Origin of the sequence: Bradyrhizobium sp. B120, assembly GCF_049075665.1 — a bacterium.
Lineage (GTDB): Bacteria > Pseudomonadota > Alphaproteobacteria > Rhizobiales > Xanthobacteraceae > Bradyrhizobium.
Genome location: NZ_CP185242.1, coordinates 6,789,187 through 6,804,819 on the forward strand (window position 1 = coordinate 6,789,187; position 15,633 = coordinate 6,804,819).

At 59.6% G+C, this 15,633-nt stretch carries 12 protein-coding genes; 3 read left to right on the forward strand and 9 right to left on the reverse strand.

Features of this window, described 5'->3' with window-relative positions:
• Positions 1-88: 88 nt before the first annotated feature.
• The 6 genes from ACOIX3_RS31500 to ACOIX3_RS31525 all read right to left on the reverse strand — a co-directional run bounded on the left by ACOIX3_RS31500 (position 89) and on the right by ACOIX3_RS31525 (position 7,847).
• Positions 89-799, reverse strand: coding sequence for a GntR family transcriptional regulator (locus tag ACOIX3_RS31500; protein ID WP_420965846.1), 711 nt, complete (start codon positions 797-799; stop codon positions 89-91).
• Between the two features lie 96 nt (positions 800-895).
• A complete protein-coding gene (locus tag ACOIX3_RS31505; protein WP_420965848.1) occupies positions 896-2,437 on the reverse strand; it encodes a sugar ABC transporter ATP-binding protein in 1,542 nt (513 codons plus the stop codon).
• A complete protein-coding gene (locus ACOIX3_RS31510; RefSeq protein WP_420965849.1) occupies positions 2,434-3,552 on the reverse strand; it encodes an SMP-30/gluconolactonase/LRE family protein in 1,119 nt (372 codons plus the stop codon). The genes ACOIX3_RS31505 and ACOIX3_RS31510 overlap by 4 nt, the downstream gene beginning before the upstream one ends.
• 3 nt (positions 3,553-3,555) lie before the next feature.
• A complete protein-coding gene (locus ACOIX3_RS31515; RefSeq protein ID WP_420965850.1) occupies positions 3,556-5,667 on the reverse strand; it encodes an ABC transporter permease in 2,112 nt (703 codons plus the stop codon).
• Positions 5,668-5,781: 114 nt separating this feature from the next.
• Positions 5,782-6,804 (reverse strand): sugar ABC transporter substrate-binding protein, encoded by a 1,023-nt coding sequence (locus ACOIX3_RS31520; protein ID WP_420965852.1) that lies wholly within the window; start codon positions 6,802-6,804, stop codon positions 5,782-5,784.
• 56 nt (positions 6,805-6,860) lie between these two features.
• The gene (locus ACOIX3_RS31525) at positions 6,861-7,847 is read right to left on the reverse strand and encodes an ABC transporter permease (protein WP_420965854.1); all 987 of its coding nucleotides are present in this window, start codon (positions 7,845-7,847) and stop codon (positions 6,861-6,863) included.
• Positions 7,848-9,389: 1,542 nt separating this feature from the next.
• Between ACOIX3_RS31525 and ACOIX3_RS31530 the strand changes: the two genes are divergently transcribed.
• Positions 9,390-10,361 carry a hypothetical protein gene (locus ACOIX3_RS31530; protein WP_420965855.1) on the forward strand — a complete coding sequence of 324 codons (972 nt, stop codon included), beginning with the start codon at positions 9,390-9,392 and terminating at the stop codon, positions 10,359-10,361.
• Between the two features lie 1,094 nt (positions 10,362-11,455).
• Here ACOIX3_RS31530 and ACOIX3_RS31535 read toward each other — a convergent pair.
• The 3 genes from ACOIX3_RS31535 to ACOIX3_RS31545 all read right to left on the reverse strand — a co-directional run bounded on the left by ACOIX3_RS31535 (position 11,456) and on the right by ACOIX3_RS31545 (position 14,092).
• Positions 11,456-12,025, reverse strand: coding sequence for a hypothetical protein (locus ACOIX3_RS31535; protein ID WP_420965857.1), 570 nt, complete (start codon positions 12,023-12,025; stop codon positions 11,456-11,458).
• A 2-nt stretch (positions 12,026-12,027) separates the two neighbouring features.
• Positions 12,028-12,192, reverse strand: a complete 165-nt coding sequence (locus ACOIX3_RS31540) for a hypothetical protein (RefSeq protein WP_420965858.1) — start codon at positions 12,190-12,192, stop codon at positions 12,028-12,030.
• A 1,729-nt stretch (positions 12,193-13,921) separates the two neighbouring features.
• Complete coding sequence (locus tag ACOIX3_RS31545; RefSeq protein WP_420965859.1) at positions 13,922-14,092, reverse strand: hypothetical protein; 171 nt, start codon at positions 14,090-14,092, stop codon at positions 13,922-13,924.
• Between the two features lie 844 nt (positions 14,093-14,936).
• Between ACOIX3_RS31545 and ACOIX3_RS31550 the strand changes: the two genes are divergently transcribed.
• Both ACOIX3_RS31550 and ACOIX3_RS31555 read left to right on the forward strand, forming a co-directional pair.
• The gene (locus ACOIX3_RS31550) at positions 14,937-15,116 is read left to right on the forward strand and encodes a hypothetical protein (RefSeq protein WP_420965860.1); all 180 of its coding nucleotides are present in this window, start codon (positions 14,937-14,939) and stop codon (positions 15,114-15,116) included.
• 104 nt (positions 15,117-15,220) lie between these two features.
• Complete coding sequence (locus ACOIX3_RS31555; RefSeq protein WP_420965862.1) at positions 15,221-15,391, forward strand: hypothetical protein; 171 nt, start codon at positions 15,221-15,223, stop codon at positions 15,389-15,391.
• The last annotated feature ends 242 nt before the right edge of the window (positions 15,392-15,633 follow it).

Consider the following 15,633-nt stretch of genomic DNA (forward strand, 5'->3'; position numbering starts at 1 on the left):
ACGATGCCGGCCGTCGTGCCCGGCCCTGCGGCTCTGATAGCCGGTCGCTATCATTATCGTATCGCGGACAACGCCGTTGCTCCGGAAACTAATCATTGGACCTTTTTCCTCGATAGACCGACCCGAGGCGGGCGTGCGGCGACGCGGCGCGGTTCGCAAGGCGCGGTTGGGCCGCCCCACTCTCTTTCGCCTGAATGACAACGCGCGTGCGCCGGATGTGGAGACGTACCAACGCCTGCGCGGCGTCGACGTCGCGCGCCCGGATCGCATCCATGATCAGGACGTGCTGGGGATCGGAGAACGGAAAGCCATCCTTGGCATAGGTTTCGCTGACGAATTGTCGCCGGAAATGCTGCGTGCTGTTCCAGAAGCGCTCGACCATCGCCAGCAGTTGCGGCATCCGCGCGCGCGAATAGGTGCGCAGATGAAACTCCCGATCAAGCTGGATGTATTCCTCAAGCGTTGTGACCTGCTCGAGTTCGCGTACGATGCGGTCAAGCGCCTCGATGTCCTCGTCGGTCAGGTTCGGAACGCTTTCGCCGATGGCCAGCGGTTCGACAGCTTCGCGGATCTTGTAGATCTCGATCGACTCCTCTGAATTGACGTCGGCAATCCAGGCACCACGGTTCGGCGCCATCACGACCAGCCCCTCGTTCTCGAGCTGCTTCAGTGCTTCGCGCACGGGAATGCGACTCGCTCCGAAATGCGCCGCGAGAAGCTCCTGCCGGATCCGCGTGCCCGGCCGCATCTCCCCGCTCAACACCGCGCTGCGGATTTCGCTTGCGATCCGTTCGCTCATCAGCCGACCGCTATCGGGATCGTCTTCATTGGCGTCGCGCGCCGTGTCGTCCCAATGGGGAGGCCGCTGATAGGCACTCATGAAAGGCCCTCCTTATCAGTGAATGGCCGCGTACATGATCTTGTCTTCGGTCGCATCGGCCCGCGTCATTTCCTCGACGATACGCCCACCACGCGCGACCAGTATCCGATCCGAGATCGCCAGGATCTCCGGCAAATAGGAAGAGATCACGACGACCGCCTTGTTCTCGCCCGCCAACCCGCGGATTGCCTGGTGGATCTGCGGAATGGCGCTGACGTCGACCCCTCGCGTCGGCTCGTCGAAGATGACCACTGTCGGTCCCTGCGCCAGAGACTTCCCCACCACGACTTTCTGCTGATTGCCACCTGAATATTCCACAATCTTCAACGTTCGCTTGAGCGCCGAGATGGAAAGTGCCGAGATCCATCGATCGGCAATGCGCTTCATCTCGCGCGCGGAGTAGAGGAATCGCCTGATGCGCGGAGACGACAGATAGCCAAGATAGATATTCTGATCCACCGTCATTGTCTCGAAGAAGCCGTCAACTTTCCGATCCTCGGTGATATATGCTATTCCGTCGCGCACTGCCTGCCGCGGCACCCGGTAGCGGACGGGCTTGTCCCGCAGATAGATCATCCCGCCGCGCAGGAAGTTGCGCTTGCGCGCGCCGCTGACGATCTGCGCGATCTCGGAACGTCCCGCGCCGACCAGTCCGAAAATGCCGACGACTTCCCCGTTGAAGACAGAGAAGGACATATTCTTGACGATGCTGCCCATCGTCACATTCTCGACCGAAAGCACCTTCTCTCCGCGCGCCGAGTGCGGCTTTGGCGCATCTGGATCGGCGCCGTGGGTCGCGTACTGAGCTGCGGTTTCCTCGCGGCCAACCATCATCCGCACGAGCGAGTCGCGGGTGACGTCCTTTGCGGGCATAGTGGCGACGAGCTTGCCGTCCCGGAGTACGGTGATGCGATCGGCGATATTGAGTGCCTCTTCCAGCGCATGCGAGATAAAGATGATCCCGGCGCCTTTCTCTTTCAGGGTGTTGAGAAGATGGAACAGATGCTGCGTTTCTTCGGGCGTAAGCGACGCAGTCGGTTCATCGAAGATGAAGACCTGTGCATTGTGGCGCACGGCACGCACGATCTCGACCATCTGCCGCTTGGCAGTTCCAAGATTCTCGACCAGCACCAGCGGATCGACATTGAAGTTCATTGATTGCAACGACTGCGTCGCCGCAATATTGATCTTGCTGTAGACAGTAACCCACTTCTCCATGCCGAGTTCGAGATTCTGCGCGACCGTCATTGACGGCACCAGACTGGACTCCTGGTAGACCATCGCGACGCCGCCCTCGAGCGCCTCCTTTGGCGAGGCAAACGAGACCTTGCGTCCGCGGATCATGTAGTCCCCGGAGGTCAGGACGATTGCGCCGGCGATCGCCTTGCACAGCGTCGACTTTCCCGCACCGTTTTCGCCCAGCAGCGCGTGGATTTCGCCCGGCCGCAGATCAAAATTAACGCCATCGATCGCATGCAGACCGCCATAGACTTTGCTGCCATTGAAGACCTGCAGCAGCGGGGTGCCTGCCTGTTGTTCCGCCCGCATGGCGCTCATCCTTCCTGCGCGCCGCGACCACGCGGCAGTTCAACCAGGCAATCGCGTCCCTTGGACACCGCGAGCACGCGCGAGCCAATCGGGCGGACGGCGGTTACTCCGTGGACTCGACCATCGACCCGGCTGTGCAACGTCTCCACCGCCATGCCCTTGGCGTCCAGCCGTGCAACGAGACCATACGAACGCGGCGGCGCCCACGGCTTCTGAATGCCGAGCTTCTTGATGCGGCCGATCTGGGTCGGCTCGCGCGGATTAAGGCGACCATCCAGCACCGGCCCGATCCACAGCTCCGATGGTACTGTCCGCATCATTTCTTTGCAGAATGCCCGTTCGCGTAAGACGAATTCCGTCAGCTGCGTGCGAAGCGCGAGGAAGGCCATCCAGACCTCTCCGTCCGCACCGCGGCCAAGCCGTGCCGGATAGCCGGTATAGTTCTTGACGATCACGCGTCTCTCACCGCCGGCGCGTGGAAAAGCAGTCAGACGATGAGCCCAGGATTCGGCGACCCAGACCTCATTGCCGTCGCTGGAAGCGACCACGCCAAGTGGCCATGCAAGCTTGTCCGCACGCACGCTCGCGCCACCGAGCGAGGCATCGCAAGCGATGAGCCGGCCCGACGGGCCGCGATTCTGCATCAGGTCGGTAAGCCAGAGGTCAGCCTGGTTGGTGCGCGAACCATCGGTCAGATAGATCGCCCCATCGGGGGCTACCGTCACCGACAATGCACAGGCAATCCTCTCACCAGCGACGCTTTCGAGCTTTGCGACGATCTTCCCGACTGGCGAAAGCGCCACCAACCCAACCCCAGAGACGCAAGCCAGCAGTCTGCCATCCGGCGTGCTGGCAAGTCCGCCGACCGGCCCTTCGAGTGTTGCTAACACGGCGCGCTTGTCAAAATCATCCCCAGTACAACGCAGGATGCTGTTGCCGGTCGAGACATAGAGCGCACCGTCCTGCCCGAACGCGATGTCATCCGGCCGTTCGATCTCCGCGCCGAGCCGGCGAGCGCCATCGAGCCGCTGGTTCGGGGAAAACGCGCCGTCGAGCACCGGAATGCCATGAAGCTCCCGGTTCGGGAACAACACGCGATCGACGATATCGCCAAGCAGAGACATGGCTCAGGCCCCTCCCCAATAGGACTTGTGCGCTTCCCAGGTCGGATCAGCGTCCTGGAGGCGGATACGGCCAATGCGGTTGTTCTCGAGACCCCCGATATAGAGGTAGCCCTTGTGTTCACGGACCGAGGTGATCGTCGGATGCGAAAGCCCGCCCGGATCCCAGAGCGATTCGGTCACGACGCCATTGTCGTCGAACTTGGCCACGCAGCCGTAATTGATCCCCGGGCACAGCCACTCGTCCGGCGGTATCTGCTTGACCATACGGGTGCGGAAAACGGGATTGCGCATGGCAAGGTCATACACGGGCGTGCGCAGGCCGACGAAGGCGAGCCAATATTTACCATCCGAAGCGCGGTTGATGTTGTCGCAATAGCCCGGAAGGTTGTCGATCAGGATCTCGCTGGTGCCTGCCTTCGGGCCGGCGATCCAGTAGCGGTTGACCTGGCACAGCCAGGTGCTTGCCCACAGCACCGACCGGCCGTCATGCGAAATGCAGATGCCGTTGGGGAACGTCAGGTTCTTGAGGACGGTCTTGGTGATGCCGGTTTTCGGATCGTGGCAGATCAGGCGGCCGTTGCCGCGGCCTTCAAAGCCGTCGAGCGCCCAGTCGGTCAGTTCGTAGCGCGTCGAGGCTTCGCTGAAGTAGATCTTGCCGTCGGGCGCTACGTCGAGATCGTCGGCGAGATAGAGCCGCGAATCGTCCTTAAGGCGTGTACGCGTGCGTGTGGTGCGGTCGGTCACCTTGAAGACCGATCGATCGGGCTTGACGCCATACACGCCCATCCCGGCGATGCAGACAAGGAGGTTCTGATCCCGATCGAATGCCAACCCGAGCGGCCGGCCGCCGATGCGCGCGAACTCTTCGCGAACGGTATAGTCAGGCGCGAGAAAGCGGATGATCGAACCGTTGCGGTTGACCGTGTAGAGGTTGTCTCTGCGGTCGAGGATGACGTCCTCCGGGCCCTCGATCATGTTGAGCGCGATCGCTTCCGCGTTCTTCAAGCGGTCGTTCTCCGCGAACGGGGTGCCGCTGCCGCGCTCGACCGACGGCGGCGGCTCGAAATCAACCCAGCTCGGGGTGACGTAGACCTTCTGCAGCACCTTGCCCTTGTTCTTGACCCACTTCACGTTGAAACCGACCGCAAGCAGCAGGATGATGCCGATGATTGCGGTCGTCAGGTTGCCAGAGATGCCCAGCCGCACCATGCCGCTGGTCAGCATGAAGATGATCGCCGCGCCCATGACGGCGCGCGCGATGGTGCCACGGCCGCCGGCAAGGCTGATACCGCCAAGAACCACAGCGGCCAGCGCATTGATCTCCCAGCCGACGCCGGTGTCGGTGCCCGAACTGCTCTGCCGTGCTGCATAAAGGATCCCCGCCAGTGCCGCGATTGCCCCGGACATCACATAGGCCGAGAACAGCACGCGCTTAACGTTGACGCCGGCGTGGCGGGCCGCCTTGCGGCTCGATCCGACCGCCATGATGTGGACGCCGGGCTTGATACGGGTGAGAAATAAGTGTGTTCCGACGGCAAGCAGGATCAACACCAGCATGTTGACGGGAATGCCGAGAGCTCTGCCCGACCCAATGAAATCCCACGTACTGGAGCCGCTATCGATGCTTGCGAGTTCGTCCGTGAACGCAACTGTCACTTTGTTGTAGGCCGCGCGGACGATGATGAGGACGACCAGGGTCGTCAAGAACGGCCGGGTCTTGCCGTAGGCAATCAGGCCGCCGTTGATCGCACCCATTGCGGCGCCGAACAGGATGACAAGGACGATCATCACCGGCAGCGGCAGTCCGACAATGAGATATAGATAGAGCGCGAGGAAGTTCGACATCGCGAACACCGCGCCGACCGACAGGTCGATGCCGCCCGACAACACGGAGAAGGCCATCGCGACCGCGACCATCCCCTGCTCCGCGAAATTCCGCATCAGCTCCTGAAGGCTGCCCGCCGTCAGGTAACGCGGGATCATCACCGCGAATGCCAGGAACACCACGATCGTGAGCGTGAATGGAATGATCGGCTCCATCCACCGCTTCTCAAGCAGCTCGCCCAGGAACAATTGGGGCGAATGGCGGTGCCAGGCTCGTTGCAGGCTTTTCATCAACAGACTCCGGCGGGTTCGGCGCAGGCGCGGCCGAACGGCGGGACGACGCAGGGAATGGGGATCGGCAACTCCGGGATGCCCGCGCCGCAGGGGGCGCGGGCGCCGGAACGTTTACTTCGCGCCCTTCGGGATGCTGAAGCAGTACATCCGGTCGTCCTTCGACTTCACCCAGGCGGGGGTCGTGTAATAGGCGACGTTCTTCGAGCCCGGTTTGTCGCCGCTCTGCAAGAGCGCGATCACCGCGTCGGCAATGGTCTGTCCCTGCACGTCGGCGCGATACGACAGGTTCGCGGAGAACGCGCCCTGTTCCAGCAGATCGCAATCCGCGGGCTGTCCGTCGCTGGCAACGAACACCTTTACCTTGTCGCCCATGTTGGCCGCCTTGATCGCCTGCGCTGCGCCGGCAGTTTGCGGTCCCCAGACGCTGAGGATCCCGCACAGCTTGGGGTGCTGCTGCAACACGGTCGTCGTGATATCACCGGCCTTGTTGGCGTCCCAGCCTGTCGGCTGCGACGACACGACCTTGATCGACGGGTCAGTCTTGAACACTTCCATGGCGCCGTTCTTCATGTCGAGCGAATAGGCTGCGGTCGCCTCGCCTTCGAGGATTGCGATCTCCCCCGAGCCCTTGCCGCTGCCGCACTGGTTGATCACCTCGCGAGCGATTTTGGTGCCGAGATCCTTGGCATCGACGCCGACATAGGCGTCGCTGAGGGTGTTCGACGCCATGTTGACCTGCACGACATAAATGCCTGCGTCCATCGCTCGCTTGAGCTCCTTGGCGAGCAGCGTAACGTTCGGATTCTGGACCACGAGCACATCAGGCTTTTCGTTGATATAGTCGCTGACGGTCTGCAGCTGTATGTCGGACTTCATGTTGGCGTCGCGCGTGACGAGCTTGATGCCGTAATCGTCGAAACGATCTTTCATCACGCGTGTCCATTCGGATTCCAGAACACCCATCCAGACTGGCGACCAGGCCACCGTCTTGCCTTTCAGCGCCTTGTCGAATTTCTCGCGCAACTGGTCGCGCGGCCCGGCCGCCTGCGATGGCGCGGCCACCAGCATGGCGGTCGCCACCATCGCCGCCAACCCAATGCCGGCAAGCGCCTTCTTCTGCACTGTTTTCGTCATGTTTGTTCCTCCCCTATGTCGGCCGATTTTTGCGGCCCGTTGATGGATGCAGAGCTTCAATCGCCCTGCTTCGACGTCTCCTCGTCGCGCGGATGCAGCCGGGAATCGAGCAGGATCGCGATCAGCAGCACTATTCCCTTGACGATGTTCTGGGTCTGCACGTCCATGTCCATGATGGTCATGCCGTTCAACAGCACGCCGATCAGCAACGTTCCGGCGATGACACTCATCACATTGCCGCGGCCGCCGACGAGGCTGACGCCGCCGAGCACCACGACCATGATGACATCGAAAATGATCGTCGATTCCGCGACCTGGAGATGCATCAGTGCCGTCTGCGCGACCATCACAACGCCGCCGATGTAACCGATCGCCGCGCACAGCGCGTATTCGATCATGGTCAGTGGACGGGTCGGCAGACCGGTCTGGCGCGCCGCGTCGGGGTTGTCGCCATGCGCATAGACGAAGCGGCCGATCACGGTGCGCGACAGGAAGAGATGCACGACGACCGCAGTCGCCGCGAAGATCAAGATCGAGATCGGGACACCACCCCAGATGTTTCCGCCCAGCCGCAGGAACTCGTCGTGCCCCTTGGAAAGATAGACGACATAGTGCTGCACAGCCGTGGTGCGTACGACCCCCAATACCGCAAGGCTCGACGCCAAGGTCGTCAGCAGCGGTGGCATCTCGATTACCGAGATGAGGAACCCGTTAAGCGTTCCGATGGCGATCGCCATCACGAAGCCGACCAGCAGCGCCACCGGCGTCGTATAGCCCGAGTTCATCAGAATGATCGCGATCGCCGTGGAGGCGGCGAAGGAAGCAACTTGCGACAGATCGAGTCCACGCCCGATCACGACGACCGCCATGCCGAGCGCGAGAATGCCGAGTATCGAAATGTTGCGCGCCAGCGCGAACAGATTGCCGAGCGTCAGGAAGCCCTTCAGGAAGATCGAGAAAACGACGATCAAGACCGCGCACATCGCCAGCACGGCCGTTGTCTGCGTCAATTTCGGCCCGCGCGCTCCCGAACTGCCGGTCACCGGGTCCTCCCAAGGTTGATTTTTGTTCTAGAAGGAAACTGGACAAAATGTATCCAAAAGTCAACTTCGGTATCCAAATGGCCAAGTGACGGGATATCTCGCGCAAAGAATCGCGGCCACCGAGATCGACAACATAGTAATTATTATCAGTCAGTTACGGAGAATAACCTGCAATATTCGCAATGTCCAAAGGCGACACTATATCGAAAGCACGGAGCCGAAAAAGATAGATTGGATACATTCAACTCTACAGACTGCGCGGTCTGTCCGCGGCAAGTGAGATAGATGCCGAGCCGTATATTCGACGGGGGTGGTGCCGCGAGGTCGCCAGTCGGGCGGGAATCTGTGTGCACCCGATTATGGAGGGTGTGCCGCCGAGCGACACGCCACGAACGCGAATCTTAATGGCAACTTCCAAAGACGGATTGCCGCAACGATCTACTCGCGTTCATCAACGCTAGTGCGTGTCCGCGATTGCCAGGCGCCGCTGGGTCCGGCCTATCGACTGGACATAGCCCACCGGCACAACTGGACGTGGGTTTATGGTGCGCTCGGAGGGCGTTCGCATTTGCTACGATTTCAACTGCTTATCCCATGATGAGGATCGAACGGTCCCTATCGACCTCAAAGGGGCGTTGCCGACCCCGCGGCCCTGCGTCCCGAACGTAAATAGCAACCGAAAAAACCAACAAAAACAATGAAATTCGGTTCTGATTGACCACCGTTATCGCTCTTTGTTCACGGGGTTTCGGTGGTCAATCGGTGGTTGGCATCTGATTCCAGACGCGAGTGTTGCTTGTCAAATCGACTACCAACGAATCCGATGGTGGGCATAATGATCCGTCGGCAGTTGCAGATCCGTCGGGGGTTCGAGTCGAGAGACCGCTACCGCCTTTCCCCACACCCATCCGAACCGCGATACATCATTCAATCTTCCGCATGAAGCGCGCACGTGGTGCCAACTGTCCCACACGTTCCCTGTCCGGATCGCGGCATAGCTGACAACATCGACAGTCGGGCCAACGCGTGCTTGTCGGCTGCGACCGGTCCCGCCAGCATCGGGTATCGTTAGACCCGGCGATTAGGAAGGGCTCCGATCTCGTCGCTGAATGGCGGAATCAAAATCCGCGAGGATTTTGAGCAGTATCAACGTCGGTTCTGAATTACAGGCCATTTCGGCGGCTAATCAGATCAAGAGGTTACTGCGCAATTCAGAACGCGCGTAGGGACAGACAACGTGACTGGACCTGACGACAAGCCACCACGAGCGCCATGATCCGCCGTTGAGGCGCCTAAGCGCCAAACGGTTATAGCTCGCCAGCGGGCGCTCTGGGACCGTGCGGTGGTTTTCATTCTGGGTCTTCGTGGTCTCCTTTCGGGGTGTACTCCCGCGCGCCACACGCCCACCGAAAGTATCCCTGCGCTTGTTGTGAATGGGCTTGCCTGCGCTTTTTGGTTGCGGGAAAATCTCATCTGTTTGTTGGGGCATATTTTATGAGTGCGATACGTATTGGGAGCGCGGCAGCTTGCGCGTTTTGCGCGATGTTCTTCGCCCTCGGTCCAGGTCAATCGGCCGAGATCAAGAGCGGCGTCGGCAAGTCGGGCCAGGCGACCATCTGGATCACCGGTGAGATCGTGCCTGGCGATTTCGACAGGTTTTCAGCAGCGGTGAAGCAGGCAAACGACAGCGGCAAGTATGTCGCGAATGTCCGCCTGGATTCTCCCGGCGGTAACTTGCTCGAGGGGGCGAAGATCGCGGACGCGATCAGGTTTGGCAAAATGTCGACCAACGTCGGGAAGACGGCATTCTGCGCATCGGCCTGCTTCCTCATGTTTGCCGCCGGATCACAGAAGAACGTAAGCTACGGCGCTCAAGTTGGTGTTCACGGCGCCTCCGGTGAGAATGGCGAGGAGACGGTTGCCTCGGGGGCAGCAACGGTCTCCATGGCCAAGATGGCGAAAGAGCTCGGCGTTCCGCCAGCGATCATCGGGAGAATGGTTGTGACCGCGCCGAGCGACATGGTCTGGTTAAGCTCGCAGGATCTCCAGTCGATGGGCACCACCATGATGGGGAAGCCAAGTCAAACCGCCGCCACAGGCGCGCCGATGCCTCTGGAGTCGGGCCAGGTCGCGAGGCAGACGCCTCAACAAACACGGCCGAGTGATCCGATGAGCCTATCGCCGACGTCGAAACCCAACGCGCCGCCGTCATGGGATGACTTCGTCACTAAGGTTGTTCAACTGTCGGCCCAGCAAAACGGCGGGCGAGCAAACACGATGAGGGCCTGTCAACCGGAGCTGAAGGTCTGCAACAACGCCGTCATGTTCAAGATGGACGGTACAGACGCGATGATCAAAGTCACGAGAGATATGAACGACAGGATCATTGGCAGAGAATTGTGCACCTTCAATGGCCCTGGCGACATCCGCATCTGCATGGATTGGGACACCGAAAAAAAGCACCGCGATATGAAGGACGCGCGCGGCGACTGGATCAAGGTTGCGGACGAATAGACTTCGTGCGTTCTAGCAGAGCGGTGTTTCCCCGCCACGTGCCGTGCAGCACCGTCGATTTGGACGTCGCGCCATGACCGCTCCGCTCCTCGCAGCCGTTACCGTGTTGCTCTGTCTTGCAAGACCGGCAGCCGCGGAGTGCGGAGAGCGAGGCGGCCCCGGTTATCGTGGTCCGAATGGCAAATGCGTCGGGTGAGCTGAGATGGGTCGCATATGCGGTAATCCACCTGCCACGCGATGCAGAGCTGAAGCCGTGGCTCCGAGCGCCGCCGAGGCTGCTGGTCACGGTGCAAAGATTGAAGAACTGCGTCAGCCAGCGAAGAAGTAACAGGGGCGTCTGCGGAGAGCGGGTCATTTTGATTGTAGCAGTCGTCAGCGCTGGAAAGTTGGGGGTCCAAGCGCTGAAATGGATCAGAGATGGATCGCAGCGTTGGCTGCTGGAACTTCGGCTTACCCCCAAGCCTCGCCCTCAATGAGGACCAATAGGTCTTGTCAAAACCGGGAGAGATTTTGGGGTGCAGCATTTTTGCGTTTTGTGACTGCCCCAACTGAGGCGGCCTTACTTTTCGTCTAGTTCGACAAGCTGCTGTTCCAGATCGGCAATGATCCGCCGCAGCCTCCTCAACTCCGGATTAGAGGCGGCGTTAGGCTCCGCAGTGAGCCGCTGCTCCACGAGGCGATACCGCGTGAGTCTGGTCTCGATTCCTGCTCGTCTGTCGAATGGCATAGTTCCTTACGTAGCCACACGATCGTTAAATTCAAATTGGGCGAGCTGGAACTCCGTCACGGAGAATCCCCGGAAGGCCCAAGCTGTTGCGGCACCGCAGGTTGATTTTGATCAAGAACGAATTGCGACCTATCGAAATCTATATTGCCCAGAAAAGTGAATAGGGTTTCTCAGTAGTCCTACCGAGAACATCGGCCAAGCCGGTGCTGTCCGTCTTTATGCCCTCGTGTCCTAAGTTGATTTTGAGAGTGTTCCTGATTCCGATTAAGCGAACGGAAACCATGGCTTGGCCGATGTTCTCGGTAGGACCACGTTTCAGGCGACGAATTCCGACTCCTGAGAACGCGCGCCTGAATGTAAGGCCGCCTCAGTTGGCGGCCTCCTCGTCGTCGTCATCGTCTTCAAGGACCGCCTTTTGAGCTTCGGGCAACTTGATGAGCTTGCCGATCTCCTTCGGCCCCATCTGGACTTCCACTAGCAATCGAACGTTGGTCTCTCGGCCAACCTTGTTTCGCATCCATTCGATTTCGCCCATGGGAAGGGCTTTGGAGCCGGATTGCTGAAAGAAGCGCTTCGCCGTTTCGGCGCAAGAGCCGTCTTGGTTCACGCCATCGACAGAAATGCCATGGCGTTCTACCTCAAGTACGGCTTCATCGAATTTCCATGCGGCACGCAATGGACACCATTCAAGTAGGTCTTGGATAACGAGCCCCCAAAGAAACGGCCCCAGCGCCCTTGGAGGTCGATGCTGGGGCCGCTTCGCCGCTCCGCCGAATCGAAAGGGGCCGCCCGCGATGCGGCCCCTTGCCGGGAAAAAATTCTCGAAAATGAGATCGGGATTGAAATGTCTAGCCCCGGCAACGATTAAGCTAAAGTTTTCCACATCAAATGTGGATTCCGGGAAACCACGGGGATGGCGCCGGGCCGTGCGGCCCATGGCTAGCCGTTCTCCCTCTCTGCCACCCGCTTTCTGATGATAGTGAGCCGTGCGCTAACCGCCGCCTCGGTTCGTCCCAGTTTCTGAGCGATCTCGCGCTGCGACAGTTCGGTCTCCCGGATCATCCGCATCAGCCGTTCTTCTTCCTCTTGCAGCCACGCCGGCAATGGATTCTCCAAAATTGTCCCGCACTAGAATGCTAGCCACGATTGCAGATTATGACAGCCTCTGTCTGCCCGGTATTTCCCGGGCTGTCCTAATTCTCCGCAGCGAGTGTCCGAATTAGGACAGCACCCGTTGTTCTCGGTAGGACTACTGAGAGACCCTATTCCATGTTCTGGGCTTATAAATTTCCATAGGTCGCAATTCGTTCTTGATCAAAATCAAAGATCGGGGAGCCGATAATTTCAGGCTCATGGCATGAAGCGGGACGCCATCACCATAGCTGGCTGCGCCTCGATAGCGCTTACTGCGCTGATCCTGATCGTCGTCTTCTCGATGTAGGCCCGGGGTTCGCCGTGGGTAAACGGAGTTCCTGCTGATCTGCTATAGTCCGGGATACCCAAGGGCGAACCGGAGGGCCGGACCATGAAAATGAAGTCGCTACTGGTATCGTTTGCGGTGCTGTCGAGCCTTCTCGCCGTGAACAGTTCCAGCGCAGCCCAAGACAGCCCAACGCCGCAGCAACCAGGGGGTGCCGTGCCTGAGCCTGCGATGCCTAAGGTGCCGGCCAACGCTACCGGCGGCAGACTGCACTATGACGTGCCTTGCCGAGTTTCGTCAGTGGGCACATGCATTACTGGACCACCGCCATATAGGCCAAGGCCCTGATTTTTAAAGCCTCGGGAAGACGGGGGCGTTCGGGAGCGCTCTGCGACAATGCGCAATTACAAGGATTATATCCTTGGGGATGATGGCCACATCATCGACCGCGTGGACCTTCCATGCGACGACGACGAGACCGCGAAAGACAAGGGCAAGGAAGCTCGCCATCGGGCAGGCGGTAGAGTTGTGGGACGGCGATCGGAAGATCGCGACGTTTCAGGCGACCAATCCCGAATCCTGAGAACGCGCGCCTGAATGTAAGGCCGCCTCAGTTGGCGGCCTCTTTCATCGAGAGCCCCTTACCGTCGTCTTTGTCGCGCTCATACCCGAAATCAAATTGGTATTGCTCGCCGAACCTCGGGTAGTGGGTAGCCATGCGCCAACCCGCCCGGCGAGCGATAGCTACGCTGGTGACTACCCTGCGCGGTCCCAAGAAAGGCCCGTAGGCGCACGGCTGGAATAGGGTTACGAAGTTTGACAAGTTTGGCCATACTGAGGACCATGCGAGGGCGAGCTTGACGAAGGAAAGATTGAGCAAAGACGCTGCGGACGCGTTCCGGCTTCTTCGGGCCTTTCGCTCGATCCGGGACCCGGCGAGCCGCCAACGGGTTGTCGAAACGGTCGAAGCGATGGCGGCGGGACGCCCGGACAAGCCCGACGAAGCCGATGCTAACGAGGCAAAGCATACCGGACGGTGAACGATGGACCGTCCCCGGCTGGAGTTTCATAGATCACTACGTCGGCCGGTCCCATAAGCTGGCGCATGGCATTGCAGGCCATTGGGTGCCTGTTCTGATCCGGGCTTACTATACGATGTAGTTCGCCTGCGTTGATCTCGATATGCGGACGCCCTTGTCTGGCCGCCCGACCGATTTGAGCCTCGGCCTCTTCGCGGAATTCTTCCGTGGTGGGCATGGCACGCCCTCATTCCAATCGATTGGCAAGCAACTACTTGATCAAAATGTAATTGCCCACTCTAGCAGGTTGCCGCGGCTTCACAACCTTAGTTAGCAGCGATTGATTATTCGCGTTCTCCGAATTCGCCCGACGAGGCCTCATGTCCCATTTGGGTCATTGACGTAGGACACGCACGCGATTGATCTGGTCGATCAATTTCGGTGGCCATGACAGTCTCAGAGAAAATAGTTCGCGCTGTTCGCGAGCAGCCAGGCCGATCGACTCTTCGGAGAGAACGCAGCAATACAGCGCGTCAACCCAACGTGCCGAAAGCTGGTCGCGCACGGCTTTCTCTTGCGTCATGGCAAGGGTTGGCGCGCTGATCCATTCCGTTATCACCCGGCGAAGTCGTCTCGTTAAGCCTCCTCGCCCGCTTGCAACTTGTCCGCCAGGAAGGCTGGTCCTCGCATTGCGGAATTTCCTGTCACCGCATGGCAACATGCGCAATGTTCCATCTACCGGAACAGCATTTTAGACTCCACTCCTCAAAATCCGTGAGGCAGCCTCAATCTCAACCGGGGCTGGAAGTATTATCATTGCACTGACAGGCAATTTTCCCGGACAGGCCGCAGTGCACCTGCGCACTGCGGCCTTTTTCCATTAAGGGCAAAAGTTCTTGCGCCAAATACTAGTGCTTTTGATCATTGATGCAATAGCGGTCGCTGCTATCGTGATCGGGGTAATTTGGGTCCTCATCGACCATCTAGGCCGCCGGTCTAAGAAGCGACTCCAACGTTGAGCGATGACGCCGCTAAAAAGGGCACTTTGGGCGCTCCAAGGAAGATTTGATGATTGTCTATTTTTCATGCCGCGGCTGCGCCGCGGTTTATTCTGCGGTTCAAGAGCGGAGCGCCGCTTCCGTGATCAGCTCGGGCCTCTTTAGCTGCCTACGTTGCGGGAAGCCCGTCCATCATTGGAGCGGACTCTATTGTTTCACTGACTGGAAACCCGCGATCACAGAGGCGAATTGATAACCGATCCTGTTACCCTGCAAATGACCCGCGAAGGTATCACACCTAGACGACGCTGCCGGACAACAAAATTAGTTCTGCTCAATAACAATGTTCACCACGAACTAATCCAAAGAGTAGCGTGGTTGGTCCCTCAGTAAGCGTTCAGGGAAACCGCTATGACAGCTTTGCTGGCTAAGCTGGAACGATTTGAGAATCTCGCTACGAAGTGCGACTTGATCGCTGGCCGGCAGGCGGATGGAAGCAAGCGAGAGCTCTACCTGCGCCTGGGGGCGCACTACCGCCAGCTGGCCTGCGACATGCGCAGTGTCATTGCGACGGTCGATGCCGCCGCGTGATGGCGTTTAATTCCACGCCTTGACCAATCTCTTGTTGAGCAAGCCGTCACAACCGCGATTGCTGGCGGCTGCTCACCGCGCGCGATCGGCGCGATTATCTGCGCATGCCGTGGCGTCGCAAACCCGCTCACTTCCTCCGCTATTGGAGCGGCCCGGTCGATCGCAACGCCGGCTTCAAGACGGTGCTGGTCTTCTGCGTCGGCTGTGAGCATCACAACGGCCGACTGAAGCTGGCCGATCTGCCGGATTGGGACTGGATATCTCGGCGCACCTGAAGTGCTGCACCGCCTGCAGCAAGGTTGGCTGGGTCGATACCCGAATGGACTGGGGCGAGGTCATCGACTTCGCCCGAGGCGTGTCGGGAGCGCCTTCACGATAGCAGCGCCGCCGTAGTATCCTGGCTTTGGTGCCGACGGTCGGAAATCCGCTTTGCGGAGCTGCTGCCGCCGGGGTCCCTCCACCGGGGCCCGCCGAATGAGGACCTGCAGCCCCTCCGGCACCGCCGCCTCTTGCGTTC